Origin of the sequence: Oceanicaulis sp., assembly GCA_040112665.1 — a bacterium.
Classification (GTDB): domain Bacteria; phylum Pseudomonadota; class Alphaproteobacteria; order Caulobacterales; family Maricaulaceae; genus Oceanicaulis.
In genome coordinates this window covers 501,627-525,911 of record CP157796.1, presented here as the reverse complement: position 1 = coordinate 525,911, position 24,285 = coordinate 501,627, and the positions used below count along the sequence as shown (strand labels likewise).

Genomic DNA, 24,285 nt, shown 5'->3' with positions numbered 1-24,285 from the left:
CGGGGGATTGCAGCAGCTTTACCGGCTGCCGCCCTTGCGGCCGGCTTCGCGGGCGCGCTCGGAACCTTCAGAGAAGGAGCCCGAGCTGGCCTCGCCGCCCTTCTTTCCGGCTTCGCGGGCGCGGGCATCGCCCTGGGTGAACGAGCCGGAGCTTGCCTGACCGCCTTCACGGCCGGCCTCGCGGGCGCGCTGGCTGCCCTGTTCGAAGGAGCCGCTGGACGCTTCGCCGCCCTTCGCTGCGGTCTTCCGGGTTTCCGGATCGTTCGGCTTGAACTGGCCGTCATTGCGAGCCATGGGCGTTTCTCCCTGTCTTGCTTTTCGTCCGACACGCCGCTCATCGGCGCGTCTGGATCCTCAACACCGTGCGCCGCCGCCGGTTTCGGCGCGCCGAAGCGGGCGCTAAAGCCCAGCAAAGGCTGCAAATTTTCGCGTGAGGGCAGGAAATCAGGCGCAGTGTTGTGAGCTGAAATTCTTTTGGTGAGGGGCGGTTTTGCTGCAGCTCGGCCGCTCCGCCCCGGCAAGAAAAAGGCCCCGGAGCGCAGCGCTCCGGGGCCTCGTTTCAGTCAGATCCGCCGGGCGGTCAGTCGGCGGCGGCCTCGGTCTCGGCCGGGCCCATCAGCTCCTGCATCAGGAAGGTGAACTCCAGCGCGAGCCGCTTGGCGGTCTCTTCGAGATTGGCGGCGGCGGAGTGACCGCCCTCCATGTTCTCGTAGTAGAGGACGTCCTCGCCGAGCTCGTTCAGAAGATAGGCCATCTTCCGCGCATGGCCGGGATGCACCCGGTCGTCCTTGGTGGAGGTCAGAAGGAAGAGCGGCGGATAGTCGGTCCCCGGCTCGACATTGTGAAGCGGGGAGATGCCCTTGAGGAAGGCGCGTTCGGCTTCGTTGTCGTCAGGGAAGCCGTACTCATCCTGCCAGCTCGCCCCGGCCAGAAGCATGTGGAAGCGCAGCATGTCCAGAAGCGGCACCTGGCTGATCACCGCGCCCCAAAGGTCGGGCCGCTGGGTGTACATCACCCCGGTCAGCAGACCGCCGTTGGAGCCGCCTTCGACCGCCAGCTGGTCCGGCGTGGTGACGCCGTCTGCGACCAGCTGCTCGGCGACCGCGATCAGGTCGTCATAGATGCGCTGGCGATTGGTGCGCAGGCCCGCCTGGTGCCAGGCGGGGCCGAACTCGCCGCCGCCTCGGATGTTCGCCAGCACGTAGGTCCCGCCGTTCTCCAGCCAGGACCGGCCCATCGTGCCCGAATAGTTCGGCGTCAGGCTGACCTGGAAGCCGCCATAGGCGTAAAGAAGCGTGGGGCCGGCCTCGGCCGCGTCCTCGGCGCGCACGATGAAATAGGGGATCATCGTGCCGTCCGTGCTCTCGGCCTGGCGCTGCTCGACCACGAGGCCTTCGGTGTCGAACCAGGCCGGCGCGGACTTGGCCCGCTCGAGCCCCAGCTCGGGGGTCAGGCGGTAGAGCGTCTCCGGCGTCAGGAAGCCTTCGACATTGATGTAGGCGAGATCGCTCTGATCGTCCGCCGTGACGACCGACAGCGTCGCGTTGTCCGGCGTCGGCACCGCCGAGCTCGACCAGCCGCCCTCGTCGTGGGTGAAGGCGAGAAGCTGGCCCACCACGTTGTCGTTGACCACCATGAGCAGGTTCTCGGCGGTCGAGGCGACCGAGCCGATCGACTGGCGCTCATTGGGCACGAACACCGCCTCGACCGCGGGCAGCGCGCCGGTCTCGGCGAACTCGGCCATGTCGAAGCTCAGAACCGCGCCGGCGGGATAGCTTTCCCCGCCCTCGGCCGGGGTCCAGTCTTCCTCGATGGTGAAGACCAGCTGGGTGTCGAACAGGCCGCGCGGGCTGGATTTGCGCGGCAGCGGCATGCGCACCGGCTCGCCGGACGCGCCCTCGGGCAGGAACCAGTACACGCTTTCAAAAAAGCTCTCGGCCTGCACCGCGGCCATGTAGGCGGTGCCGTCGGCGGCTTCGAAGCGCGCAGGCCAGACGCCGACATTGCTCTCAGCCCCGCGGATCACCTCGACCGCGTCCTCGATCGGCGTGCCGCGCTCCCAGCGCTTGACCACGAAGGGATAGCCCGAGCTCGTCGCCTCGGCGGGATCGAGCGCGGTGGCGACCAGCAGCGTGTCGGCGTCGATCCAGGCCGCAGAGCCCTTGGTCTCGGGGATGACGAAGCCGTCTTCGACGAAGCTGCGGCTCTCCATGTCCCATTCGCGGGTGACGGCCGCGTCCGAACCGCCGTCGGACAGGGTGATGAGGCAGCGATCGTAATCGGGCGCCAGGCAGTTCGCGCCGCGCCAGACCCAGTTCTTGCCTTCCTCGTCGGCCAGGGCGTCGAGATCGAGCACGACCTCCCACTCCGGCGACTGGGTGGCGTAGCTTTCCGGCGTGGTTTTGCGCCAAAGGCCGTGGGTGTTCTGCGCGTCACGCCAGAAATTCCACAGCTCGCCGCCGCGCACGCCCACGTAGGGGATCCGGTCCGCGCTCTGCAGCACTTCGAGTGCGCGATCGTAAAGCACGTCATAGCGCGGATCGGACTGCAAGCGCTCCAGCGTGCGTTCGTTCATCGACCGGGCGAAGTCGAGCGCGCGTTCGCCCTCGACCTCTTCGAGCCAGACCAGCGGCTCTTCTTCGTTCTGGATCGCGGTGTTCAGCGCCAGCGCCTCTTCGGACGCGGCGGGCCGCGCCGGCTCGGCTGCGGCGTCCTGCGCGGCGGACTCGGTGTCGTTTTCGGTCATGGAAGTCTCTTCAGACGGCGAACAGGCCGCGAGCGCCAGTACGGCGGCTGCAGCGCTGAGGACGAGCCCCGATCGCATCATGGTGTTTTTCCCCTTGTCAGACGAACTCGCCGCGCATTCAACAGCGCCGCCTCTGTTCCGTCAAAGCCTTCACCATTACGGTTTCGACACGTGGCGCAGGAGGCGGCGCGAGTTTCGGAGAGCGAGGCGATGATCGTCTGGCGCATGAACGGGGCGGGCAACGCCTTCGTGCTGATCGACCGCAGGGGCGAGGGCGGATCCGCCGCGCCTGAAGAGGCCGCCGTGCGCGCGATCGCGGACCGCCATCGTTTCGATCAGCTGCTCGCGCTCGAGGACGATCCCGGCGCCGACGCCCGGCTGCGGGTCTGGAACCGGGACGGCTCGGAAGTCGGCGCCTGCGGCAACGGCACGCGCGCGGCGGCCTGGCTGATCTTCGACGAGGACGGGCGGGAGAGCTTGACCCTGTCCTCGCTCGGCGGGGCCTTGCGCGCCAGACGCAAGCCCGGCGGTCAGGCCGAGGTCGATCTCGGCCCCGCCCGGCTCGACTGGCGGGAGATCCCGCTGGCCCGCGAGAGCGCCACCGACCGGCTCGATTTCGAGGTCGCGCTGCCCGAAGGCGGCGTTCTGAAGGACCCCGGCGCGGTGTCGATGGGCAACCCGCACGTGGTCTTCTTCGTGAAATCGGTCGACGCAGTGCCGATCGAAGCGATCGGGCCCAAGATTGAGACCGATCCGCTCTTCCCTGAAAAGGCTAATGTCGGCTTTGCTGAAATACGCTCGCCCGAGGACATCCGTCTGAAGGTCTGGGAGCGCGGCGCCGGCCTGACGCTGGCCTGCGGCACCGGGGCTGCGGCCGCGCTGGTCGCGGCGAACCGCAGGGGGCTGGCGGCGCGCGAAGCGGTTATCGAAGCCGACGGCGGCCGGCTACCGGTCCGCTGGACCAAGGACGGCCACGTCCATCTCGCCGGCCCGGTCGAACTCGAAGGCCGGCTCGACCTGCCCGAAGACCTTCTGGCCGCCTTCGCCGGCTGAGCGTCTAGCCCAGCGTCTCGACGGTGAGATTGCCGTTGGAGAACACGCAGATGTCCGCGGCCACCTTCATCGCCTTGCGCGCGATCGTCTCCGCGTCGGTCTCGTAGTCCATCAGCGCGCGGGCGGCGGCCAGCGCATAATTGCCGCCCGACCCGATAGCCGCGATGCCGTCTTCGGGTTCGAGCACGTCGCCTGCGCCGGTCAGCACGAAGCTTTCGTCCTTGTCGGCCACGATCAGCATGGCCTCGAGCCGGCGCATGTAGCGGTCCGTGCGCCAGTCCTTGGCCAGCTCCACGCAGGCCCGCGCGAGCTGTCCCGAATGGCTTTCAAGCTTGCCTTCGAGCCGTTCGAACAGTGCGAACGCGTCGGCCGTGGCGCCGGCGAAGCCCGCGATCACCTTGCCGCCCGACAGCGGCCGGACCTTCCTGGCGGTCGCCTTCATCACGGTGTTGCCGATCGAGACCTGGCCGTCGCCGGCCAGCGCGACCTTGCCGTTACGCCTCACGCACAGGATCGTGGTGGCGTGCCAGCCGGGGAAGTTATCGCTCATCGGTCAGGGCCTTTCTGTCGCGGGCGATGGGGAACGCGGCCTAGGCCCGTTCGGTCTCCTCGGCGAACTGCCCGGCCTTGCGGTAGCGCGCCAGATAGCCCGGCACGATCGCCTCGACGCTTTCGGTCTCGACCCCCAGATCGGCGATTAGGCCGACATCGTCCGATCCCTCGCCGGCGACATTGTCGCGCTTTAAAAGCAGGACCTGGTCGCGGGTCAGGAAGGGCTGCACGAAAGGCAGCTTGCCGGTGATCTCGCCGATCAGCCCCATGCCGGTCGCCGCGGCGAAGGGGATGGGAACGAGCACGCGCTTGCGGCCGGTCGTCTCCATGATGAATTCCAGGATCTCCTTGAAGGTGAAGACCCCGGGCCCGCCGAGCTCGAACGTGCGCCCGCGCGCGGCGTCCATCTCCAGCGCGCGCACCGCGCACTCGGCGACGTCGTCGCAATAGACCGGCTGGAACTTCGTCCTGCCGCCGCCGATCAGGGGCAAGGCGGGGGCGAAGCGGGCCATGTCGGCGAACTTGTTGAAGAACTCGTCTTCCGGGCCGAACACGATGGAGGGGCGCAGGATCACCGCCTCGGGGATCGCGGCGCGCACGGTCTTCTCGCCCAGCGCCTTGGTCTTTGCATATTTGCTGCGGCTGTCCTCGTCCGCGCCGATGGCGGAGATGTGGACCATCCTGGTGATTCCGGCCTTTTTCGCGCTTTCCGCGATCAGGCCTGCGCCCTTGTGCTGGAGCGCGTCGAAGCTCTGCTTGCCGGCCTCGGCCAGGATGCCGACCAGATTGATGACGCCCGAGGCGCCCTCGACCGCGCGCTCGACCGAGGCGCGGTCCTTCACGTTGGCCTGCACCAGCTGGATCTGGCCGACCACGCCCATGGGCTTGAGTTCGTTGGCCAGATGCGGACGGCGCGTCGCCGCACGCACCCGGTAGCCGGCCTTGGCCAGGCGGCGCACCACGTACCGGCCGATGAAGCCGGAAGCGCCGAACACGGTGATCATCTCGTCGCGCAGTTTCATAATCAGCCTCGCTGGGCGTTGCGGAGAAAACAGGCGTCTTCCCCGCCAGAGCTAGTCTTCGCGCGCCGATAGACCAAAAAACGCTCCCGGTGTCCATGCGCGCCCGGCCCGTTCTGCAAGGCTTGCGCAGCACCTGCGGCGACAGGGCGTTGACAGCGCCGCCGCCCTTCCATTATCTCCCCCGCTCCGACCCCGAGCCCAGGTGGCGGAATTGGTAGACGCGCTGGCTTCAGGTGCCAGTTCCCGTATGGGAGTGGAAGTTCGAGTCTTCTCCTGGGCACCATTCAAGCCGGTCATGTGAAGCATGAGAAATCAGTCCGGGGGACTGATTTCAGGCGAAGAATGCCCCGGCAGGGGCTGGGTCCCGGTGCTCTCCAGAATTGGTATTAGCGGCTCTCTATAATCCGCGTCATAATCCGCGTCGCACCGCACCCCCATCTGCATCCCGCTTGCAACGACCGCCGTCTGCGCGGAGTCTCCCTGTCATGCTGTATTATGCGGTCGGAGACGTTCACGGGTGCGCGGACGCGCTGGAGACGCTGCTGGCGAAGATCGGCCGGCATGCGCGCACGCTTCATGAGGATCGCGAGCATCGGATCGTCATGCTCGGCGATTATGTCGACCGGGGGCCGGACAGCGCGCGCGTGATCGACATCATCATGAAGCTCGATGAGGACGGCCATGTCGTCCTGCCGGGCAATCACGACCAGATGATGCACGAGGCGCTGAGCCTGAAGCCCGGCGACGCCGAGCGCGCGGCCGCCCTGTGGTGGACGAACGGGGCGAAGGCGACGCTGAAAAGCTACGGCGCGACGCGCCTTTCGGCCTCGCGCTGCTGGCGCAGCTTCGATCTGGTTCCTCCGGCGCACCGGGATTTCCTCAAGCGCATTCTCGAAGAGCGGCCGGTCTATCACCTCGATCGCGAGGACGGCCTGTTCTTCGTGCACGCCGGCGTCCGGCCCAGAAAGCCGCTCGACGCGCAGTCGGACGAGGAACTGCTCTGGTCGCGCGATCCGCTGTTCATGGGCGTGGACGCCGAACCCTGGGTGGAGGGTTTGCGCGTGGTGCATGCGCACACCCCCGGCGAGGGGCCCGAGATCCGGGCGAACCGCGTGGGCCTCGACACAGGCGCGGTCTATGGCGGCCGGCTGAGCGCAGGGGTGTTCGTCGACGGCGCGCTTGAAGAGGTGCTCAGCGTCGGCGGAGACGCCTAGACTTCGGAGGCCCAGGCGCGCGCGTCTTCGAGCGTGGTGAAGGCGCGCACCCGCACCGAGAAGGGAAAGCTCACCGTCTCGATCAGCATGACCTCGCGCTTGCGGTCCTCGCTCGCCACGAAGGCGCAGCGGCGCGGCGCGACGAATTGCAGCGAGCGTTCGACATTGTCGATCAGCTCGGCCGGCGTGTAGGCCGGTTCGGAAAATCGCGCGTCGATGAGGATCGCGCCGACCTGGGTCTTGGTGGCGACGTCCACGAGGCGCTCGTGCGCGATCTCCAGATCGTCGGCGTTGACCGGGCCTTTGAAGTGCAGGGACAGGACACCTGCGGCCGGGTCGACGCGCAGCTGAATCCGGTCGGTGTTCGACGAAGCGTCCATAAAAATTTTGGGGGCGGCTGGATGACCCGCCGCATATGCGCGAAGCCGTGTGTTCGTGAAAGCGTTCAGCGCAGTATATCGGGTATGCGTAAACCCTGCCGCGTTGACCTCGCGCGCCGAAACCCCGATAGGAGGTTGAGGTTTAGGCTGGCGACACCGCCGGTTCGAGCGGACTGCGATTCATCATGAGCGTTCATTTGCACAAGGGCGATCTGCCCGCCGGTCTCGATCTCGGCGCGCGCGTGGCCGTGGACACCGAAACCCAGGGCCTGTCGCTGGTGCGCGACCAGGTGTGCCTGGTCCAGCTCTCCGCCGGCGACGGGGAGGCCCACATCGTCCAACTCGATCGCAAGACCTATAACTGCCCGAACCTCAAGGCGCTGCTCGCCGACCGGTCGGTCGAGAAGATCCTGCATTTCGCCCGCTTCGACGTGGCCGTGGTGCTGCGCGATCTCGGCGTCGAGATCGCGCCGGTCTTCTGCACCAAGATCGCGTCCAAGCTCGTGCGCACCTACACCGACAGGCACGGGCTGAAGGACGTCGCCCGCGAGATCGCCGGGGTGGAGCTGTCCAAACAGCAGCAGAGCTCGGACTGGGCGGCGGAAAATCTCAGCGAGGCCCAGCTCGCCTACGCCGCCTCGGACGTGCTGCATCTGCACGCCATCCGCGACGGACTCGCCGCCATGCTCGAGCGCGAAGGCCGCACCGAACTCGCCCGCGCCTGTTTCGAATTCCTGCCCGCCCGCGCCCGGCTCGATCTGGCCGGCTGGCAGGATATCGACATCTTCGCTCACTCCTGACCGGACGGAGGCCGCCACCGTGACAGCTGCGACGGCCGGAACCCTGATCGGACAGCGGCGCGCTCGCTCGCTCGCGGGGGCTCGGCGGCGGTCGCGCCTGGTGCGGCTGGCCAGGCTCTGCCTGATCGCGCTCGCCGCCGGCGTGCTGATCAATGTCGCGGTCCAGATCGTGATTTCCGCCATGGGGGTCGTCGACGAGCCGGCCGCCGAGATCACCGGCGGCGAACGCATCGTCAATCCGCGCTTCACCGGCCGGGACCAGGGCGGCGCGCCCTTCGTGGTCACCGCCCTGACCGCGGCGCGGCGCTCAGGCGGGGCGGGCGCTGTCGCAGACCTTGAATCGCCCACGCTCGACTACGCGCTGGTCGACGCGGCCGCCGAGGAGGCCTCTTCGGTGCTCGCCCGCGCCGGCGTGTTCGACGAGACCGCCCAGACCCTCCTGCTTCAGGACGAAGTGCGCCTGAACACCGCCTCGGGATATACGTTTCGTACCGAAGCCGCTCTGATCCATCTGCGCGAAGGCCGTCTGTCCGGCGATGCGCCGGTCTATGGCGAGGCGCCCTGGGGCGCGGTCCGGGCCGGCCGGTTCGAGGTCGAGGACGACGGCCGCCGCATCATCCTTGAAGACGGCGTCCAGACGCGGCTGTATATGAACGACGCTGAAGAACCGGAGACCCAGCCATGATCCGCGCCCTCGCCGCCACGGCCGCCGCAGCTTTGCTCGCCGCCGCCGCCCAGGCCCAGCCCGCGCCGAACGCGCCCGGCGACGGCCCGATCGACGTCAGCGCCGATCGCGGCGAGGTCTTCGACCGCGAAGGCCGGGTGATCTATCAAGGCGACGTGAACATCCTGCGCGGCGACGCGCGGCTGCGCGCCGACACGGTGGAGATCTTCTTCGACCGGCGCGAAGGCGGCGGCTTCGGCCAGATCCGGCGTATGGTCGCGGTCGGGGACGTGTACTACGTCACGCCCGCCGAGATCGCGCGCGGCGACGAGGGCGTCTACGACTTCGACGCCGGCACGATCGAGCTGACCGGTTCGGTGGTGCTCACCCAGGGCTGCAACGTCTCCACCGGAGAGAGCCTTTTCGCCGACATCGACGGCGGTCAGGCGCGCCTGGTCGGCGGGGGGCAGGGCGAAAGCCGCCGGGTGCGCTCGGTGTTCTTCGAAGATCCCCAGGCCGGGGCCGCGTCGGTTCCTGCGCCGGGCGAGTGCCCGCAGCCCGAAATCCCCGGCGACGGCCCCGAGCCGTTCGTGCCGGCCGAGGGGCGCTGAGGCGCTTTCACCAAATCTTAGGCGTAAAGGGGCCAGCATGACCGATGTTGCGGACAGGCCGGCCGAGCCGGCGCCCGCGCCGGAGCGGACGGGAATCCGGGTCGAGGGCCTGGCGAAATCCTACGGCCGGCGTGCTGTGGTCAAGAATGTCTCGCTCTCGCTCGATCGCGGCGAGGTGGCGGGGCTTCTGGGCCCGAACGGCGCCGGCAAGACGACCTGCTTCTACATGATCACCGGCCTGATCAAGGCCGACAGCGGGACGATAATGCTCGACGGCGAGACGATCACCGAACTGCCCATGTACCAGCGCGCCAGGCTGGGCATCGGCTATCTGCCGCAGGAAGCGTCGATCTTCCGCGGGCTGTCGGTGTACGACAACGTCGCCGCCGTCGCAGAGATCGCCGAACCCGACCGCAAGCGCCGCAAGGAGCTGGTCTCCGAGCTGCTCGAGGAGCTGCACATCTCCCACCTCGCCGACAGCCCGGCCATGGCGCTGTCGGGCGGCGAGCGCCGCCGGGTGGAGATCGCGCGCGCCCTGGCCGCGCAGCCCAGCTTCATGCTGCTCGACGAACCCTTCGCCGGGATCGACCCGCTGGCCATCGCCGACATTCGCGATCTGGTCGAGTATCTCAAGGAGCGCGGGATCGGAATCCTGATCACCGATCACAATGTCCGCGAGACGCTGGAGATCTGCGACCGGGCGACGATCATTCATGACGGAGAGGTGCTTTTCGAGGGTGCTCCCGACGAAGTCCGTAACGATCCAAGCGTGCGCCGGCACTATCTCGGCGAGCGGTTCAACTAGGAGGGGGCATGGCGGGGCTCGGACAGAAACTCGAGGCGCGCCAGGGCCAGGGGCTCGTCATGACGCCCCAGCTGCAGCAGGCGATCAAGCTGCTGCAGCTCAACAACATGGAGCTCGCCGCCTTCGTGGAGGAAGAGCTTGAGCGCAACCCCCTGCTCGAACGCGACGAACGCCCCGAGCCCGGCGAGATTGAGCGCGAGGACGCCGCCCCTGAAAAGGTCTCCGACGAGCTGAGTTTCGACGCGCCCGGCAAGGCCGACGAAGCGCTCGATGCGGACGCCGAGACGATGTACTCGGATTCCAAGGCCGACATGGCCGGCGCCGCGGACGCGGGCGGGTCGGTGGACTGGTCCAAGGCCGGCAAGGGCGGCTCGCTCGATTCCGAAGCCTTTGATTTCGCAGCCAACGCCAGCGCCGAGAAGACCCTGCGCGAGCATCTGCACGATCAGCTCGCCGATCTCGCTCTGTGCGCCGCAGACCGGCTGATCGCGGCTCATCTCATCGATCTGGCGGAAGACGACGGCTATTTCCGCGCCGACCTGGACGAGACCGCCCAGCGGCTCGGCGTGACCCGCTCGGAGGTCGAGGCCATCCTCGACCGGCTGCAGCAGTTCGAGCCCGCCGGCGTGCTCGCCCGTTCGCTTCAGGAGTGCCTGGCGATCCAGCTCAGGGACCGCGACCGGCTCGACCCGGCGATGGCTGCGCTGGTGGACAATCTGCCGCTTCTGGCCAAGCACGATTACGCGGGGCTGCGCGCCGCCTGCGGCGTGGACGGCGACGACCTGACCGACATGATCGCCGAGCTGCGCCGCCTGACCCCAAAGCCGGGGCTGGGCTTCGGCGCGGACAACACCCGCACCGTGGAGCCCGACGTCTTCGTGCGCGAGCGCCCTGACGGGGGCTGGGCGGTGGAGCTGAACACCGAAACCCTGCCGCGCGTGCTGGTGAACAACCGCTACGCGGCGGAGATCGGCGCGGCCGCGCGCAGCGAGGAGGAGAAGGTCTTCATCTCCACCTGCGCGCAGAACGCGGGATGGCTCGTGAAAAGCCTCGATCAGCGCGCCAGGACGATCCTCAAGGTCTCAGGCGAGATCGTGCGTCAGCAGGACGCCTTCCTGGCCAAGGGCGTGGCCTGGCTGCGGCCGCTCAATCTCAAGACCGTCGCCGACGCCGTCGGCATGCACGAGAGCACGGTCAGCCGGGTGACCTCGAACAAGTACGTCTCCACCCCGCGCGGCCTGTTCGAGCTGAAATACTTCTTCACCTCCGCCATCGCATCGTCCGACGGCGGCGAGGCCTATTCCGCCGAGGCGGTGCGCTACCGCATCAAGGCGATGATCGATTCAGAGACCGCCGACGAGGTGATGAGCGACGACCGGATCGTCGAGCGCCTGCACGCCGACGGGGTCGAGATCGCCCGGCGCACAGTGGCAAAATACCGCGAAGCGATGAACATCCCCTCTTCGGTGCAGCGCCGCCGCATGATGAAGGGCGTCGGGTGAGCGCCGGCCGCCGTTAGGCGATCAATCGGTCCGGGGGACCGATTGAAGGTGGCGAACGGGCCGGCAGGCCCCGGATGCGCCGCTCCGCACCGCTGCGACACCCTGTCAAGATTGACGCTGCTTCCATGCACGGCTTAGCGTGATCGTCCGGACGGATGGGGCCGCGCCATGCGCGGCGGGAGCGGGGAGCCGTCCGGGACTAGCCAGGCGCCGGCAGAGCGCCGCCCAGCACAGGGAGTCCCCATGCAGATCCAGTTCGTTTCCAAGGGCATCGACGTCTCGGAAGCTTTGCGCGAGCGCATGGAGCAGCGCATTTCCGACGCCGCGGCGAAGTATTTCAATCGCCCGGCCGAGGCTTTCGTCACCGCCAGCAAGGAAGGCCACGGCTTCAAGGTCGACATCTCCGTGCACCTGCCGTCCGGCGCCTTTCTTCAGGCCTCCGGGCAGGGCGGGGAAGCCTACGGCGCGGCCGAGGACGCCGCCACGCACATGGAAAAGCGCCTGCGCCGCTACAAGCGCCGGCTGAAGGATCACCACGCGGACAACAAGGCCCCGCTGCCCGCCGAGACCGGCTCGATCATGGTGCTGCGGTCAGACCGCCGCGACGATCTGGACGAGCTCGAGGACGACGGCGGCGCGGAAGGCGGCGAGGAGCCGGTGATCATCGCCGAGCAGGTCGCCGAGCTGCGCACCCTCACGGTCTCGATGGCCGTGCTTGAAATGGACCTCGCCGACGCGCCCTTCATGATCTTCAGGAACGCCGGATCGGGTCAGCTGAACGTGGTCTATCGCAGGCCGGATGGTCATGTGGGCTGGATCGATCCGGCCCGAGGCGCTAAAGGGAGCGCCGGCGCGGCGGCGGAGTGAGCCTGCTTCCGGCCCTATGATTGGCGCCACGACCGGCGCGACGGCGCGTTATGCGTCCTGGAACATAGAGTTAGCCGAGACCTCATGGCTCTGACCGATCTTCTTCCCGCCGGCGGCGTGGTCGCCGACCTTGCTGCGACCAGCCGCAAGCAGGCGCTGCACGGCCTGACCGAGCTCGCCCAGCGTACGCTCGCCGTGCCGTGCCGCCCGGTTCTGGACGCGGTGACCGAGCGCGAGCGGCTGGGCTCCACCGGCGTCGGCGACGGCGTGGCGATTCCGCATGCGCGCACAGAACATGTCGACCGGGTGTGCGGGGTGTTCGCCCGTCTCAAGCAGCCGGTCGATTTCGACGCCGTGGACGGCCGCCCGGCCGATCTCGTCTTCCTCCTGCTGGCTCCGGAAGAAGCGGGCGCCGAGCACCTGAAGGCGCTGGCCCAGGTCTCCCGCCTGTTCCGCCGCGACGACGTGCGCCGCGCGCTGCGCGCCGCGCCGGACGCGGACGCGATCTGGGCGATCCTGGCCAGCGGCGTGCGCAGCGACGCGGCCTAAGCCTCCGGCATCCTTGCCCGAACGAGAAAGTTCTGCAGGAGCAATCGTCTCCTGTTAGGCTTTTCCCATGCGACCGGAAGCTGACATCGCCGCCTCCGGACGTCCCGGGGAAGCCGCCGAGCTGCTCGACACCGTCTTCGAGACGGCGCCGATCGGGCTGGTGCTGTTCGACACCGAGTTCTGCTTCCTGCGCATCAATCGCCGGCTGGCCGAAATCAACGGCGCCCCCGTGGCCGATCATCTCGGCCGCCGGATCGAGGACGTGCTGCCGGGCAACACGGCAGGCGTGCTGCGGACGATGCGTCCCACGCTGATGGCTGGCCGGTCGGTCGAGGAGGTGGAGTTCGACACTCCCGATCCGGTCACGGGCGAGCCGCGCTGGTGGGTGATTTCCTATACGCCGCTAAGAAATCCCGAAGGTCAGGTCGACCGCTTTCTGGGAACGGTGCGCGAAGTCACCGCCCGCAAACAGGCCGAACAGCGCAGCGAGGTCCTGGTCCGGGAGATCGATCATCGCATCAAGAACCTTTTGAGCCTCGTGCAGTCCATCGCCCGGCAGACCCATGCCGGCGGAGCGGAGGATTTCCTGCCGCGCTTCGAGGCGCGCCTGGAAGCGCTCGCAGGCGCGCAGGACGTCCTGATGGAGGATCGCTGGACTTCCGTGGACTTCGAGCGGCTCGCGCGCAGCCAGCTCGCCCATCTCGGCGAGGCCCTCGACAGCCGGCTCACGCTCGCAGGCCCGCAGCTGGCGATTTCTGCGGAGGCGGCGCAGCATCTGGCCATGGCGGTCCATGAACTCGGCACCAACGCGGTCAAGCATGGCGCGCTGTCGAGCGGGTCCGGCGAAGTCCGGCTGAGCTGGTCGGCGGATGCACCGTCGGACCGGCTCGAGCTGACATGGTGCGAGCGCGGCGGGCCGGACTGCCGCCCGCCCGCCCGGCGCGGTTTCGGAACGCTGGTGCTCGGCCCGCTTCTCAAGCAGGCGCTCGATGCGTACGCCGTCTCCGACTTCAGGCCCGAGGGGTTGGTCTGGCGGATGACGGCCCGGCTGGGCGACGTGATCGCTGCGCGCTGAGCCTCAGCGCACCGCCACTTCGATCCGGCCGTCGGCGTGGACCAGGGCGCGCTTCATGCCGGGGGAGTTGAACCGCGCGCTCACCGCGCCGGACGCGTCCACGGCGATGATCCCGCCTTCCCCGCCCAGCGCTGCGACATCGTCCAGCGCGCCTTCGACCGCGGCGTCCAGCGTCTGATCGGCGTAGCGCATGCGCGCGGACACGTCGGCGGCGGCGTTGGCGCGCATGAAATACTCGCCCTGTCCGGTGCAGCTGACCGCCGCGCGGCCGTCCGCCCAGGTGCCCGAGCCGATGATCGGCGTATCGCCGACCCGGCCCCAGACCTTGTTCAGCGTGCCGCCGGTCGAAGTCGCCGCGGCCAGCCGGCCCGCCGCGTCCAGCGCCACCGCGCCGACCGTGCCGGTGGGAATGGCGCGATTGTCCGGTGCGGCGGCCGGGACGTAATAGCTCGGCGCGTCCAGCACCTTCTCAAGGCCCTGCTCATGGGCGAAATGGGCCGCGCCGGCGCCCGCGAGCAGCACGTGCGGGGTTTCTTCCATCACCCGGCGTGCGGCGAGGACGGGGCTGGTGAAGCCTTCCAGCGCGCTGACCGCGCCTGCGTTGCGGGTCGGCCCGTCCATGATCGCCGCATCGAGTTCGTAGCGGCCCGCCCGGTTGGGCGAGGCGCCCTTGCCCGCGACATAAAGCCCGCTCGCCTCCATGTCCTTCACCGCATCGGTGACGACGTCGAGGGCGGCTTCGCCGGCCAGAAGCGCGTCGCGGGCGATTTCCGCGAGCTCGGCCATATGCGCCTCCTCGCGGTCGTAGGAGCGTGCGGCGAGCATGCCGGCGCCGCCGTGGAGGACGAAGACGGGGCGGATGTCGGGCATGGCGGATCTCCTTCAGACCGGTTCGGCCGCCTTGTGCCTCATCGCGCGCCGCGACGCCATGGGGCGCGGCGCGGGTTTTCACCGCCGCGAGAGGGCGCTAATCAGAGCGGCGAACGGCGCGCGGGACGCGCCGAACCTGCACATCGGAGGAGACGCATATGAATCTCAAGGGCATCGCAGCGGTCGTCACCGGCGGCGCGTCAGGGCTGGGCGAGGGCACGGCTCGCCGCCTCGCCGAAGAAGGCGCGAAGGTCACGATCTTCGACCTCAACGAAGAGCGCGGCCAGAAAGTCGCCTCCGAAATCGGCGGCGCCTTTGCCAAGGTCAACGTCGCCGATCCCGAGAGCGTGAAGGCCGGTTTCGAGACCGCCCGCGGCGCGCACGGCCAGGAGCGCGTGCTCGTCAATTGCGCCGGCATCGGCTGGGCGGAGAAGACCGCGCGGCGGTCCTCCTCCGGCGACATCGTCATGCACCAGCTCGACAAGTTCACCCTGGTCGTGAACGTCAACCTGATCGGCAGCTTCAACTGCGCCGCGATCGCGGCGGCGGGCATGCTGACGCTCGATCCCGATGAAAGCGGGCGCGGCGTAATCATCAACACCGCTTCGGTCGCCGCCCAGGACGGCCAGATCGGCCAGGTCGCCTATTCCGCCTCCAAGGGCGGGATTTACGGCATGACCCTGCCGATGGCGCGCGACCTGGCGCGTGAGGGCGTCCGCGTGAACACCATCCTGCCGGGCTTTTTCGAAACCCCGATTTACGAGCAGATGCCGCCGGAAGTGAAAACCAACCTCGCCAGCCATCTGCAATTCCCGCAGCGCTTCGGCACGCCGGCCGAGTACGCCGATCTCGTGAACTTCATGGTCAGCAACGACTACATCAACGCCGAATGCGTGCGCCTGGACGCCGGCGCGCGCATGCCCCCGAAATAGGGCGGCGGCCGCTTTCACCTGCGAGGACCCCGGAGCCGGCGGCTCCGGGGTTTTTCGTGCGCCCGCGCCGTCTCTCGCTCAGGAATCGCGCTAACTCTCCCTCATGGCCAAGCTCTACTTCACCTATTCCGCGATGAACGCGGGCAAGTCCGCGATGCTGCTGCAGGCGGCGCATAATTATCGCGAGCAGGGCATGGCCGTGATGCTGTGGACCTCGAGCCATCATGCGCCCGACGCGCGGGCTTCGACCGGCGAGATCGAGTCTCGCATCGGGCTGAGGGCGCCGGCGCGGGTCTTCCGGCCCGGGACCGACCTTCACGCTGCGATCGCTGCCGAAGCGGCGAACGGGCTCGACGTGGTGTTCTTCGACGAGGCGCAGTTTCTCACCCGCGACCAGGTCTGGGCGCTCGCCCGGGTCTGCGACGATCTCGACATTCCGGTGCTGTGCTACGGCCTCAGGACCGACTTCCAGGGTCGGCTGTTCGAGGGCGCGGCCGAATTGCTGGCCATCGCCGACGCGCTGCGCGAGGCGCGCACGATCTGCTGGTGCGGCCGCAAGGCGACGATGAATTTGCGCGTGGACGCCTCGGGCAAGGCGATCACCGAGGGCGAGCAGGTCGGTGTGGACAAGGCCCGCTACGCCCCGCTCTGCCGCAAGCATTTCCGCGAGGCGCTGGAAACATCCGGCGAAAGCGGCCGGCTGGCGCTCGAAGACGACGCGGACGGGCACGCCGCCGCTTCCTGACGCTGCGGCCAGAGCGAGGCGCGACGCTGCGCCACACCCGCGTTTCTGCGAATTGCTCGCATTCGGCCTTGCGCATCCCGCCAGCCTCCGATAGCTGCAACGCATTCTCATTTACAGCGCCGCCGCGCCGAGGGGATGCGGCGGCGCTTTCGTTCGATCAAGGGGTTCACCCATGGGTTTCCGCACGCTTCTTTGCGCGGCCGTCTCCGCCGCCGCGCTGTCTCCGGCCGTTTTCGCCTCCGACGCCGCCGACGGCGCGGAGGCCGCGCCCGAGGACGTGATCTACGTCTACGGCACGCGCAGCTCCTACGCCGAGGACGAGTCGAGTTCTGCCACGCGCACGCCGACGCCGCTGGAAGATCTGCCGCAATCGCTGTTCGTGATCACTCGCGACGTCATCGACGATCAGGCCATGACCGGCCTGGGCGAACTCGTCCGCTACGTGCCCGGCGTGACCATGGGGCAGGGCGAAGGCCATCGCGACGCGCCGATCTTCCGCGGCAACATCACCACCTCGGACTTCTTCGTCGACGGTCTGCGCGACGACCTGCAGTACCTGCGCGATCTCTACAACGTGGAGCGCGTGGACGTGATTAAGGGCCCGTCCGCGCTGGTCTTCGGCCGCGGCACGGGCGGCGGCGCGATCAACCGGGTCAGCAAGGCCGCCGGCGCGGACGTGCGCGCGATCGATCTGTCGCTCGGCACGTTCGGCCAGGCCCGCGCCGCGCTCGATCTCGGCGCGGAGATCACGCCCGCGATGGCCGCGCGCGTGAACGCGGTGATCGAGGACAGCGAAAGCTTCCGCAATTTGGTGGAGATCGAGCGCCGGGGCCTCGCGCCCGCCGCCGCCTTCGATCTCGGACCGGACACCCGCCTTGATGTGTTCGGCGAATGGTTCGAGGACCAACGCACCGTGGATCGCGGCGTGCCGTCGGAGAACGGCCGGCCCTGGTCCGGTCCCGAAGACGTCTATTTCGGCAATCCCGACCTCTCCTACAGCGAGATCGAAGTCGGCACGCTGCGCGCCGTGCTGAGCCATGATCTCGGAAACGGCTTCAATGTCCGGGGCGCGCTGAGCTACGGCGACTACTCGAAATTCTACCGGAACGTCTATCCGGGCGGCCCGGTGAGCGCCGGTCAGGTGCGCATCTCTTCCTACGACTCCGCGACCGATCGCGAGAACCTGCTCGCCCAGGCGGATCTGATCTGGGAAGGCGCGTTCGGCGGGTTCGACCACACCCTGCTCGTCGGCGTCGAGGCCGGCCGTCAGGAGAGCGAGAACGTGCGCGTGAACGCGCAATCGGCCCTGTTCGACATCACCGATCGCGGCCGCAATTTCACGCCCGACTTCACCGTTCCGGCCGCCCGCGACAACGTCAACGAACTCGGCCTGTTCGCGGTGCTGGTGCAGGATCAGGTCGATCTCACCGACGATCTCAAGGCCGTGCTCGGCCTGCGCTGGGACCGGTTCGATCTCGACTTCATCGACCGCCGTCCGGGCGCGCAGAACTTCTCGCGCACCGACGAATTCGTCTCGCCCAAGCTGGGCCTGGTGTGGGAGCCGTCTGACGGTCTTTCGCTCTATGCGGGCTGGTCGCAATCCTACCTGCCCCAGTCCGGCGATCAGTTCAGCTCGCTCAGCGTGACCACCGCCGCGCTCGATCCCGAAGAATTCGAGAACACCGAGATCGGTCTGCGCTGGCAGCCCGCGCCGGAGCTTCTGGTCAGCGCCGCCCTCTATCGGCTCGACCGCACCAACACCACCGCGCCCGGCGCGACGCCCGGCACGGTCGTGCTGACCGGCTCGCAGCGTTCCGAAGGGCTCGAGCTTTCAGTGCAAGGCGAAGTGCGCGAGGGCTGGAACGTGATCGGCGCCCTGGCCGTGCAGGACAGCGAGATCACCTCCACCACAGACGCTGCGCCGGCCGGCCGGTCCGCGCCGCTGGTGCCGGACTTCTCCGCCTCGCTGTGGAACCGGGTCGCGCTCACCGACCGCTTCGACGTCGCGCTGGGCCTGGTTCATCAGAGCGAGCAGTACGCCTCGATCACGAACGCGGTCGAGCTTCCGGCCTACACCCGGATCGATGCGGCGGCGTTCTATGCGCTGACCGACCGGATCGATCTGCAGCTCAATGTCGAGAACCTGGCGGGCGAGACCTACTGGTTCAGCGCGCACAACGACAACAATATCAGCCCCGGCGCCCCGGCGAACGCGCGGCTGACGCTGAGCGCGCGTTTCTAGAGCGTTCGTTGGCGCGCATGAAAAAACCCGCCGGGCGCGCGCCCGGCGGGTTTCTTTTTTCAGCGAAGCGGCTGTTCAGCCGATTTCGGGCCGCACGACGCGGGGGCCGAGATTGGCGACGACTTCGCGCGCGTCGAAAGCGGCCGGATCGTTCGGCGCCGGACCGCGGCCGAGAACGATCTCCGCCTGCGCTTCGTAGCGCGTGATCTCGCGGACATTCACGTCGTCCCAGAACGGGTCGCGCCATCCGTACCAGCCATAGGCCGGGTGGAAGTACCGGTAGCGCACGCCGTAGGGCGAGTGGCCGAATCGATCGCCGACCAGCCGGCGATCGGTCTCGGTGTCGCGGCGGACGACGAAGAAGTGGTCGTATCCACGCTCGAGCGTCAGCTCGGCGGCGCGGTAGAGCAGGAAGGTCTCGACCGTTTCGCGGTCGGTCAGGGAATTGCCATTGAAGCTGACGAGGAAGCGATCGTTCTCGATCGCCGTTTCGTTGAAGCCGTAAGCGCCGGTCTCGGCGCTCTGATAGGGCGTGGGTGCGGCGCAAGCGGCCAGCGTGGCCGCAGCGCCGAGCGTTAATGCAAGTCGGATCATGATCCGTCTCCGGTGTGACGAGCCCCCGTTGTTTTCATTATGGTTAATGCGCGGAAAGATTTAAAGGCCGCGTGCAGCGGGGCGGACCGGCCGAGGCGGATCTCAGACGTTAGTGCAGCCGGTACTGCACGTCCGCCGCGCGCCACTGGGTCGGCTTGACCAGGCCCGCATGCGCGACAGTGACCGAGTGAATGACCGCGTCGATCTCGCGCCGCCAGAAGTCGAGAAACTTCATGAGCCTGGGGTAGTCGGGCGCCTGGTCGTAGGTCTGCCAGAGAAAGGTCTGCAGAAGGCCCGGAAAGTCGGGCATGTGATAGCAGACCTCCGCCGTGGTCAGACGGGCGCCCCTAAGGGCGGTGACGAAATCGGGATCGGCGCGCATTCTCCTGCTCCTTGCCTTCGACGATACGCCGAGCTTGACCCGGCGCTCCGTATGCGGCAAGAGGCTGCGCGCTAATTCCTTATTGAATTCTGTATGTTAGCAGCCTGCAGACTCGGCTGCTGCCAGATCAGTCGAGCGTGACGACCTGGCCGGTGCGCCGCGCCTCGTTGATCGCGCCGCGCAGAAGCAGCAGATCGATATTCTCCGGCGCCACCTCCCGGCCGGCCCGCATCGCGGACTCTGCGCCGTCGAGATCGCGCTGCGCTAGACGCGCGTTGCCGACCACGACATAGGCTTCGGCCCGCTCAGGATTCAGCGACGCCGCACGAACGCCCCACTCCTCGGCCTGTGCGTGGTCCTCGAGCGCGAGCGCGGCTTTCGCCCGTCCCAGCGCCATGCCGGAGTCTTCCGGCGCGAAGTCGGCGGCGCGTTCGAAGGCGGAGGCGGCCTCTTCGAACAGGCCCGCGGCCATGTAGCCGTCCCCAGCCTGGCCGAACATCAGCGCCCGGCTTTCCGGTGTCGCGGTGATCGCGCCCTCGGCGGCCGCGCGCAGGCGCGCCGCGCCCGCCTCGTTCTCGCCCAGCGCCATCAGCGCCAGCGACACGCAGTGCTCGGCGGGCCAGCCGCCGCCCATGTGCCGCCAGGCCAGCGCATCTTCATAGCCGGTCTCGGCGTTCTCGGAGATCCCGGCCAGGCAGGCGGCGTGGCGTTCGTCGGCGGGTTTGAACTCGTCCATGTCCGAAGCGGCGGACAGGGCGAGCGCGCCGGACACGGCGGCGGCGAGAGCGATCATCAGCGCTGTTCCCTCATAACGGCGTTTGCAGGTAAGCCTAAGCGAGGAAACGGGGCTTATCCATGACCGAAACCCGACACGTGCTCTTCGCCGGCTTCGGCTATGTCGCCGAAGTCACAGCTGCAAGGCTCGCCGCGGCCGGCTGGACCGTCGCGGCGAGCACCCGCAGCGCCGGGACCGCCGAGCGCATCGCGGACATGGGCTATGCGCCGGTTCTCGCCGATCCCGCCAGCGAGGCGGGCGCGAAAGCCCTGCGCGCCGCGGTCGGCCGGGCGTCGGCGCTCGTCAGCTCGGTTCCGCCCGGCGAGGGCGGCGACCCGGTGCTCGGCGCGCTTTCCGGCGCGAAACTCGGCGCGACGCGTCCCGTCTATCTGTCCACGACCGGGGTCTATGGCGACCGGCAGGGCGGCTGGGCGTTCGAGCGCGACGCGCCGACGCCGGGCCAGGCGCGCTCGGTGCGCCGGGCCGAGGCGGAATCCGGCTGGGAGGCGCTGGGCGCCGTACTGCTGCGTCTGGGCGGCATTTACGGGCCGGGACGCAGCGCGCTCGACCGGATCAGGGGCGGCGAGACATCGGTTTCCGACAAGCCCGGCCAGGTCTTCTCGCGCATTCACGTCGCCGACATCGCCTCTGCGATCGAACGCATGCTCGAGACGCCGGGCGCTTCGGGTGCGTTCAACATTGTCGACGACCATCCCTCCAGCCAGGCCGAAGTGCTGATCGGCGCGGCGCGCCTGCTCGAAGCGCCGGAGCCCGAGGTCACCGCCTTCGATCCCGAACGCGCGAGCCCGATGCTGGCGAGCTTCTACGCCGAATGCCGCCGCGTCTCGAACGCGCGCGCCAAGGCCGTGCTCGGCTGGCGGCCGGCCTATCCCGGCTGGCGCGAGGGGCTCGCCGCAATCCTGCGGGCGGGCGGCTAGCTCAGGGCCTCGATCGTATCGGCCAGAAGCTGAAGATCGGCGTGGCTGCTGAGGCGGTGATCGCCGGCTTTCTTCAGGTGCAGCTCGACATCGGTGCTCTGAAGCGCCTCGACCAGCTGGACGGCGTGGCTCCACGGCACGTCCTGGTCCCGCCAGCCCTGAAGGATGCGCACCGGCGCGGTGATCGGAACAGGCGCATCCAGGATCGACCAGCTTCGGCCGTCCTCGATGAGCTTTCGGGTGATCAGAAACGGCTCGCCGTAGTCTGACGGCTGCATCCAGCGGCCTTCACGCTCGATCGCTTCACGGACATGGAAGGGGAAGGCCGACCACATCAGCTTTTCGGTGAAATCCGGCGCAGGCGCGATCAGCACGAGCGCCTTGATCCGTTCGGGTCGCGCCATCGCGGCCAGCAGAGCCGTCCAGCCGCCCATGGACGACCCCACGACGATCTGCGGGCCTTCGGTGAGCTGGTCGATCACGGCGAGCGCGTCCTCGCGCCAGCGGGTGATGGTCGCCTCGGCCCAGTCTCCGCTCGACGCGCCGTGGGCGAAATAGTCGAACCTGACGAAGGCCCGGCCTGTCTGCTGCGCCCAGGCGTCCAGCGCCATGGCTTTGGTTCCGTCCATGTCCGACCGGAAGCCGCCCATGAACACCACGCCTGGACCCGAGCCTTCGCGACGGACATAGGCGAGGCGTTCGCCGTCGCGGTCGATGAAGGCGGGCTCTGTCATGACGCTCTCCGTTTGCGGCGGGCTCGGCGTGAGGTTATGTGACGGGCGCGGGCGGCGGGGCAAGCCGCCAGGAGGCCGGCCTTGAACATCCTTCAGGTGATCCCCGAACTGGACGCCGGCGGCGCGGAGCGCACGACGATCGAGATCGCCCAGGCGGTCGCCGAGGCGGGCGGAACCTGTCTCGTCGCAAGCTGCGGGGGGCGGCTGGAAGCCGAACTCGAGGCGGCCGGCGGCGAACTCGTCCGGCTCGACATGAAGACCAAGAACCCGCTGGCGGTCTGGCGCAACGCGGCCCGGCTGGCCGATCTGATCGAGGCGCGCGGCGTCGATCTCGTCCACGCCCGCTCGCGGGCGCCCGCCTGGAGCGCGTACTGGGCGGCGAAACGGACCGGACGACCTTTCGTGACGACCTATCACGGCATTTACCGCGCCCGCTCGGGGCTCAAGCGCTGGGTGAACTCCGTGATGGCGCGCGGCGACCGGGTGATCGCCAATTCCGAATTCACCGCCGCCCATGTCCGCGACGAGCACGGCGTGGGCGAGGACCGTCTCAGGGTGATACCGCGCGGCGTCGATCTTCAGCGTTTCGATCCCGAACGCGTCCCGGCCGAGACGGTCGCCGCGATGCGGGCGCGCTGGGGCGTTGCGGACGGTGAACTCGCGGTGCTGCTTCCCGGCCGGCTCACCGAGATCAAGGGCCAGGCCTTCCTGATCGACGCGCTCGCGGACTTCGACCGGCGCGATGCGGTGCGGCTCGTCTGCGCGGGAGACGCGCAGGGGCGGGAGAGCTACCGCACCGAACTCGCCGAGACCGCCGAGCGCTCCGGCGTGAAGCTTGCACTGCCCGGCCATGAAACGGACATGCCGACAGCGTACAAGGCAGCCGATCTGGTCGTCTGCCCGTCGGTGAAGCCCGAGACGTTCGGGCGCACCGTCGCCGAGGCCCAGGCCATGGGCGCGCCGGTGATCGCCGCCGATCATGGCGGGATGCGCGAAGTGGTCGAGGACGGAGTCACCGGCTGGCGCGCCGCGCCGAGCGATGCGCAGGCCTGGCGCGCGGCGATCGCCGCAGCGCTGGACGCGGGGCCCGCGGCGCGCGAAGAGATGTCGAAAGCGGCGCGTGCGCGCGTCGTGACGCTGTTTTCGGACCGGGCTTTGAAACAGGCTACCTTGCAGGTCTATCGGGAGCTAATAGAGTAAAGCGATGTTCGGCTCCGACGAGAAAGAACAGGTTCTGGTCCTGCACGAGGGCGACCTCGCGTCGACGGTGCGCATGCTCGCGCCGGCGCGGCGGATTCGCGAGCGCCACAAGGGCGCGCGGATCACGCTTCTCACCAGCGACGAATTCGAGAGCCTGCTCAAGCACTGCCCGTATTTCTCCGCGGTCGAGCCGTCGCTGCACGACACCGCCGGCAAGGGGTTTTTCGAGCGCATGAAGGCGGCGCGCAATTCGCGCGTCGACGTGATCTACGATCTCGCCGGCACCGACGCGACCCGTAAGATCAAGCGCGCGGCCCGCTTTTCCAAGGCGAAATGGGTCGACCTGTCCGCCGATCCCAAGTCGGAAGACCACCCGCTCGATCTGGTCGCGGCGAGGATGGCGGAAGCCGGTTTCGGCGGCCCGAAAGTCTACCGGCTGGGCGAGGCCGAGCCGCCCGAACTCGACTGGGTGGATTTCGTCGCACGCCGCTCGCGCACGCTCGACCCGGCCTATTTCGGTCTTCAGGGGCGCTACGCCCTGTTCGCGCCGGCCGGTGACGACAGCCCGCCGCCGACCCGCTGGCCGAAGGAGCGCTGGGCCTCGCTCGCTCATCAGCTCATCGAAAAGGGGGTCGAGCCGGTGCTGGTGGGCGGGCCGTCCACTCGCGAGCTCGGCCGTTACGTCGCCCATGTCACGCCCGGCGCGCGTGATCTCACGGGCCGCGCGAATCTCGTCCAACTCGCAGGGCTGGGCCGGCAGGCGCAATGCGCGTTCGGCGAGGACGTGCCGCTCCTTCACCTGCTCGTCGCAGCGGGCTCGCCTGCTGTGCTTTTCCACCCCGGCGAGGAAGCGCCCGTGACCCGGGCGCCGCGCGGGCCCGGCGCCACCATTCTGATGCACGCGCCGACGCTTGCGCAGATCAGCGCGCCCGAGGCGGTGCAGGCGATGCGGTGCGCGGGCGGGTTCGACACCGACCAGCGCGCGGCGTGAGCCGCCCGTCCGGCTTGATCTGCAAGCATTGTTCAAGGTATG

26 protein-coding genes and 1 tRNA gene are annotated in these 24,285 nt (G+C 68.5%); 17 read left to right on the top strand and 10 right to left on the bottom strand.

The features are described from left to right. Positions 1-18 precede the first annotated feature (18 nt). Together ABL308_02570 and ABL308_02565 are read right to left on the bottom strand one after the other, a co-directional pair. Positions 19-294: a KGG domain-containing protein gene (locus ABL308_02570; GenBank protein ID XBQ16766.1), complete on the bottom strand. Its 276-nt coding sequence runs from the start codon at positions 292-294 to the stop codon at positions 19-21. 286 nt (positions 295-580) lie between these two features. Further along, positions 581-2,746: a prolyl oligopeptidase family serine peptidase gene (locus tag ABL308_02565; GenBank protein XBQ16765.1), complete on the bottom strand. Its 2,166-nt coding sequence runs from the start codon at positions 2,744-2,746 to the stop codon at positions 581-583. Positions 2,747-2,917: 171 nt separating this feature from the next. Between ABL308_02565 and dapF the strand changes: the two genes are divergently transcribed. Beyond that, on the top strand, positions 2,918-3,799 hold the full coding sequence (gene dapF, locus ABL308_02560) for a diaminopimelate epimerase (protein XBQ16764.1): 882 nt from the start codon (positions 2,918-2,920) through the stop codon (positions 3,797-3,799). 4 nt (positions 3,800-3,803) lie between these two features. On the opposite strand, the gene hslV is transcribed toward dapF, so the two are convergent. Beyond that, entirely contained in the window at positions 3,804-4,349 is a 546-nt protein-coding gene (gene hslV / locus ABL308_02555; protein XBQ16763.1) for an ATP-dependent protease subunit HslV, read from the bottom strand. Positions 4,350-4,389: 40 nt separating this feature from the next. After that, on the bottom strand, positions 4,390-5,373 hold the full coding sequence (locus ABL308_02550) for a complex I NDUFA9 subunit family protein (protein ID XBQ16762.1): 984 nt from the start codon (positions 5,371-5,373) through the stop codon (positions 4,390-4,392). A gap of 196 nt (positions 5,374-5,569) precedes the next feature. Between ABL308_02550 and ABL308_02545 the strand changes: the two genes are divergently transcribed. Beyond that, a tRNA-Leu gene (locus ABL308_02545) sits at positions 5,570-5,656 on the top strand. A gap of 202 nt (positions 5,657-5,858) precedes the next feature. Continuing rightward, positions 5,859-6,587: a metallophosphoesterase family protein gene (locus tag ABL308_02540; protein ID XBQ16761.1), complete on the top strand. Its 729-nt coding sequence runs from the start codon at positions 5,859-5,861 to the stop codon at positions 6,585-6,587. On the opposite strand, the gene ABL308_02535 is transcribed toward ABL308_02540, so the two are convergent. After that, a complete protein-coding gene (locus tag ABL308_02535; protein ID XBQ16760.1) occupies positions 6,584-6,967 on the bottom strand; it encodes an STAS/SEC14 domain-containing protein in 384 nt (127 codons plus the stop codon). The genes ABL308_02540 and ABL308_02535 overlap by 4 nt on opposite strands. 185 nt (positions 6,968-7,152) lie before the next feature. On the opposite strand from ABL308_02535, the gene ABL308_02530 reads away from it, so the two are divergent. The 8 genes from ABL308_02530 (at position 7,153) to ABL308_02495 (ending at position 13,840) form a co-directional block, all read left to right on the top strand. Continuing rightward, positions 7,153-7,767: a ribonuclease D gene (locus tag ABL308_02530; GenBank protein ID XBQ16759.1), complete on the top strand. Its 615-nt coding sequence runs from the start codon at positions 7,153-7,155 to the stop codon at positions 7,765-7,767. Positions 7,768-7,786: 19 nt separating this feature from the next. Further along, on the top strand, positions 7,787-8,452 hold the full coding sequence (gene lptC / locus ABL308_02525; GenBank protein ID XBQ16758.1) for an LPS export ABC transporter periplasmic protein LptC: 666 nt from the start codon (positions 7,787-7,789) through the stop codon (positions 8,450-8,452). Then, the gene (locus tag ABL308_02520; GenBank protein XBQ16757.1) at positions 8,449-9,042 is read left to right on the top strand and encodes an LptA/OstA family protein; all 594 of its coding nucleotides are present in this window, start codon (positions 8,449-8,451) and stop codon (positions 9,040-9,042) included. Before lptC ends, ABL308_02520 begins: the two co-directional genes overlap by 4 nt. A 37-nt stretch (positions 9,043-9,079) precedes the next feature. Next, positions 9,080-9,847, top strand: a complete 768-nt coding sequence (lptB, locus tag ABL308_02515; GenBank protein ID XBQ16756.1) for an LPS export ABC transporter ATP-binding protein — start codon at positions 9,080-9,082, stop codon at positions 9,845-9,847. An 8-nt stretch (positions 9,848-9,855) separates the two neighbouring features. Then, a complete protein-coding gene (gene rpoN / locus ABL308_02510) occupies positions 9,856-11,349 on the top strand; it encodes an RNA polymerase factor sigma-54 (GenBank protein ID XBQ16755.1) in 1,494 nt (497 codons plus the stop codon). A 243-nt stretch (positions 11,350-11,592) separates the two neighbouring features. Beyond that, a complete protein-coding gene (gene raiA, locus ABL308_02505) occupies positions 11,593-12,216 on the top strand; it encodes a ribosome-associated translation inhibitor RaiA (GenBank protein XBQ16754.1) in 624 nt (207 codons plus the stop codon). A gap of 84 nt (positions 12,217-12,300) precedes the next feature. Beyond that, complete coding sequence (ptsN, locus tag ABL308_02500) at positions 12,301-12,765, top strand: PTS IIA-like nitrogen regulatory protein PtsN (GenBank protein ID XBQ16753.1); 465 nt, start codon at positions 12,301-12,303, stop codon at positions 12,763-12,765. Between the two features lie 67 nt (positions 12,766-12,832). After that, positions 12,833-13,840: an HWE histidine kinase domain-containing protein gene (locus tag ABL308_02495; GenBank protein ID XBQ16752.1), complete on the top strand. Its 1,008-nt coding sequence runs from the start codon at positions 12,833-12,835 to the stop codon at positions 13,838-13,840. A gap of 3 nt (positions 13,841-13,843) precedes the next feature. On the opposite strand, the gene ABL308_02490 is transcribed toward ABL308_02495, so the two are convergent. Next, positions 13,844-14,710 (bottom strand): isoaspartyl peptidase/L-asparaginase, encoded by an 867-nt coding sequence (locus tag ABL308_02490; GenBank protein XBQ16751.1) that lies wholly within the window; start codon positions 14,708-14,710, stop codon positions 13,844-13,846. Positions 14,711-14,868: 158 nt separating this feature from the next. Here ABL308_02490 and ABL308_02485 point away from each other — a divergent pair, with 158 nt between their 5' ends. The 3 genes from ABL308_02485 to ABL308_02475 all read left to right on the top strand — a co-directional run bounded on the left by ABL308_02485 (position 14,869) and on the right by ABL308_02475 (position 18,629). Further along, complete coding sequence (locus tag ABL308_02485; protein ID XBQ16750.1) at positions 14,869-15,642, top strand: SDR family NAD(P)-dependent oxidoreductase; 774 nt, start codon at positions 14,869-14,871, stop codon at positions 15,640-15,642. A 103-nt stretch (positions 15,643-15,745) separates the two neighbouring features. After that, entirely contained in the window at positions 15,746-16,387 is a 642-nt protein-coding gene (locus ABL308_02480; protein ID XBQ16749.1) for a thymidine kinase, read from the top strand. 172 nt (positions 16,388-16,559) lie between these two features. After that, complete coding sequence (locus tag ABL308_02475) at positions 16,560-18,629, top strand: TonB-dependent siderophore receptor (protein ID XBQ16748.1); 2,070 nt, start codon at positions 16,560-16,562, stop codon at positions 18,627-18,629. 75 nt (positions 18,630-18,704) lie between these two features. On the opposite strand, the gene ABL308_02470 is transcribed toward ABL308_02475, so the two are convergent. The 3 genes from ABL308_02470 to ABL308_02460 all read right to left on the bottom strand — a co-directional run bounded on the left by ABL308_02470 (position 18,705) and on the right by ABL308_02460 (position 20,398). Continuing rightward, complete coding sequence (locus ABL308_02470) at positions 18,705-19,223, bottom strand: hypothetical protein (GenBank protein ID XBQ16747.1); 519 nt, start codon at positions 19,221-19,223, stop codon at positions 18,705-18,707. 109 nt (positions 19,224-19,332) lie between these two features. Further along, positions 19,333-19,605, bottom strand: a complete 273-nt coding sequence (locus ABL308_02465; protein ID XBQ16746.1) for a hypothetical protein — start codon at positions 19,603-19,605, stop codon at positions 19,333-19,335. Between the two features lie 127 nt (positions 19,606-19,732). Then, the gene (locus ABL308_02460; GenBank protein XBQ16745.1) at positions 19,733-20,398 is read right to left on the bottom strand and encodes a hypothetical protein; all 666 of its coding nucleotides are present in this window, start codon (positions 20,396-20,398) and stop codon (positions 19,733-19,735) included. 62 nt (positions 20,399-20,460) lie between these two features. On the opposite strand from ABL308_02460, the gene ABL308_02455 reads away from it, so the two are divergent. Then, positions 20,461-21,318, top strand: a complete 858-nt coding sequence (locus ABL308_02455) for an SDR family NAD(P)-dependent oxidoreductase (protein ID XBQ16744.1) — start codon at positions 20,461-20,463, stop codon at positions 21,316-21,318. Here the strand turns inward: ABL308_02455 and ABL308_02450 are convergent. After that, entirely contained in the window at positions 21,315-22,052 is a 738-nt protein-coding gene (locus ABL308_02450) for an alpha/beta hydrolase (protein XBQ16743.1), read from the bottom strand. The genes ABL308_02455 and ABL308_02450 overlap by 4 nt on opposite strands. Positions 22,053-22,133: 81 nt before the next feature. On the opposite strand from ABL308_02450, the gene ABL308_02445 reads away from it, so the two are divergent. Both ABL308_02445 and ABL308_02440 read left to right on the top strand, forming a co-directional pair. Further along, positions 22,134-23,252 (top strand): glycosyltransferase family 4 protein, encoded by a 1,119-nt coding sequence (locus ABL308_02445; protein ID XBQ16742.1) that lies wholly within the window; start codon positions 22,134-22,136, stop codon positions 23,250-23,252. A 4-nt stretch (positions 23,253-23,256) separates the two neighbouring features. Next, positions 23,257-24,243 carry a glycosyltransferase family 9 protein gene (locus ABL308_02440; GenBank protein XBQ16741.1) on the top strand — a complete coding sequence of 329 codons (987 nt, stop codon included), beginning with the start codon at positions 23,257-23,259 and terminating at the stop codon, positions 24,241-24,243. The last annotated feature ends 42 nt before the right edge of the window (positions 24,244-24,285 follow it).

Bases quoted from the DNA above. Each gene is read 5' to 3' on its own strand.
- lptB (XBQ16756.1), top strand. From the start codon at position 9,080: ATGACCGATGTTGCGGACAGGCCGGCCGAGCCGGCGCCCGCGCCGGAG.
- ABL308_02480 (XBQ16749.1), top strand. From the start codon at position 15,746: ATGGCCAAGCTCTACTTCACCTATTCCGCGATGAACGCGGGCAAGTCC.
- ABL308_02470 (XBQ16747.1), bottom strand. From the start codon at position 19,223: ATGATCCGACTTGCATTAACGCTCGGCGCTGCGGCCACGCTGGCCGCT.
- ABL308_02520 (XBQ16757.1), top strand. From the start codon at position 8,449: ATGATCCGCGCCCTCGCCGCCACGGCCGCCGCAGCTTTGCTCGCCGCC.
- ABL308_02460 (XBQ16745.1), bottom strand. From the start codon at position 20,398: ATGATCGCTCTCGCCGCCGCCGTGTCCGGCGCGCTCGCCCTGTCCGCC.
- ABL308_02455 (XBQ16744.1), top strand. From the start codon at position 20,461: ATGACCGAAACCCGACACGTGCTCTTCGCCGGCTTCGGCTATGTCGCC.
- rpoN (XBQ16755.1), top strand. From the start codon at position 9,856: ATGGCGGGGCTCGGACAGAAACTCGAGGCGCGCCAGGGCCAGGGGCTC.
- ABL308_02450 (XBQ16743.1), bottom strand. From the start codon at position 22,052: ATGACAGAGCCCGCCTTCATCGACCGCGACGGCGAACGCCTCGCCTAT.
- ABL308_02530 (XBQ16759.1), top strand. From the start codon at position 7,153: ATGAGCGTTCATTTGCACAAGGGCGATCTGCCCGCCGGTCTCGATCTC.
- ABL308_02475 (XBQ16748.1), top strand. From the start codon at position 16,560: ATGGGTTTCCGCACGCTTCTTTGCGCGGCCGTCTCCGCCGCCGCGCTG.
- hslV (XBQ16763.1), bottom strand. From the start codon at position 4,349: ATGAGCGATAACTTCCCCGGCTGGCACGCCACCACGATCCTGTGCGTG.
- ptsN (XBQ16753.1), top strand. From the start codon at position 12,301: ATGGCTCTGACCGATCTTCTTCCCGCCGGCGGCGTGGTCGCCGACCTT.
- ABL308_02495 (XBQ16752.1), top strand. From the start codon at position 12,833: ATGCGACCGGAAGCTGACATCGCCGCCTCCGGACGTCCCGGGGAAGCC.
- raiA (XBQ16754.1), top strand. From the start codon at position 11,593: ATGCAGATCCAGTTCGTTTCCAAGGGCATCGACGTCTCGGAAGCTTTG.
- ABL308_02490 (XBQ16751.1), bottom strand. From the start codon at position 14,710: ATGCCCGACATCCGCCCCGTCTTCGTCCTCCACGGCGGCGCCGGCATG.
- ABL308_02565 (XBQ16765.1), bottom strand. From the start codon at position 2,746: ATGACCGAAAACGACACCGAGTCCGCCGCGCAGGACGCCGCAGCCGAG.
- ABL308_02540 (XBQ16761.1), top strand. From the start codon at position 5,859: ATGCTGTATTATGCGGTCGGAGACGTTCACGGGTGCGCGGACGCGCTG.
- ABL308_02465 (XBQ16746.1), bottom strand. From the start codon at position 19,605: ATGCGCGCCGATCCCGATTTCGTCACCGCCCTTAGGGGCGCCCGTCTG.
- ABL308_02570 (XBQ16766.1), bottom strand. From the start codon at position 294: ATGGCTCGCAATGACGGCCAGTTCAAGCCGAACGATCCGGAAACCCGG.
- ABL308_02485 (XBQ16750.1), top strand. From the start codon at position 14,869: ATGAATCTCAAGGGCATCGCAGCGGTCGTCACCGGCGGCGCGTCAGGG.
- ABL308_02440 (XBQ16741.1), top strand. From the start codon at position 23,257: ATGTTCGGCTCCGACGAGAAAGAACAGGTTCTGGTCCTGCACGAGGGC.
- ABL308_02535 (XBQ16760.1), bottom strand. From the start codon at position 6,967: ATGGACGCTTCGTCGAACACCGACCGGATTCAGCTGCGCGTCGACCCG.
- ABL308_02550 (XBQ16762.1), bottom strand. From the start codon at position 5,373: ATGAAACTGCGCGACGAGATGATCACCGTGTTCGGCGCTTCCGGCTTC.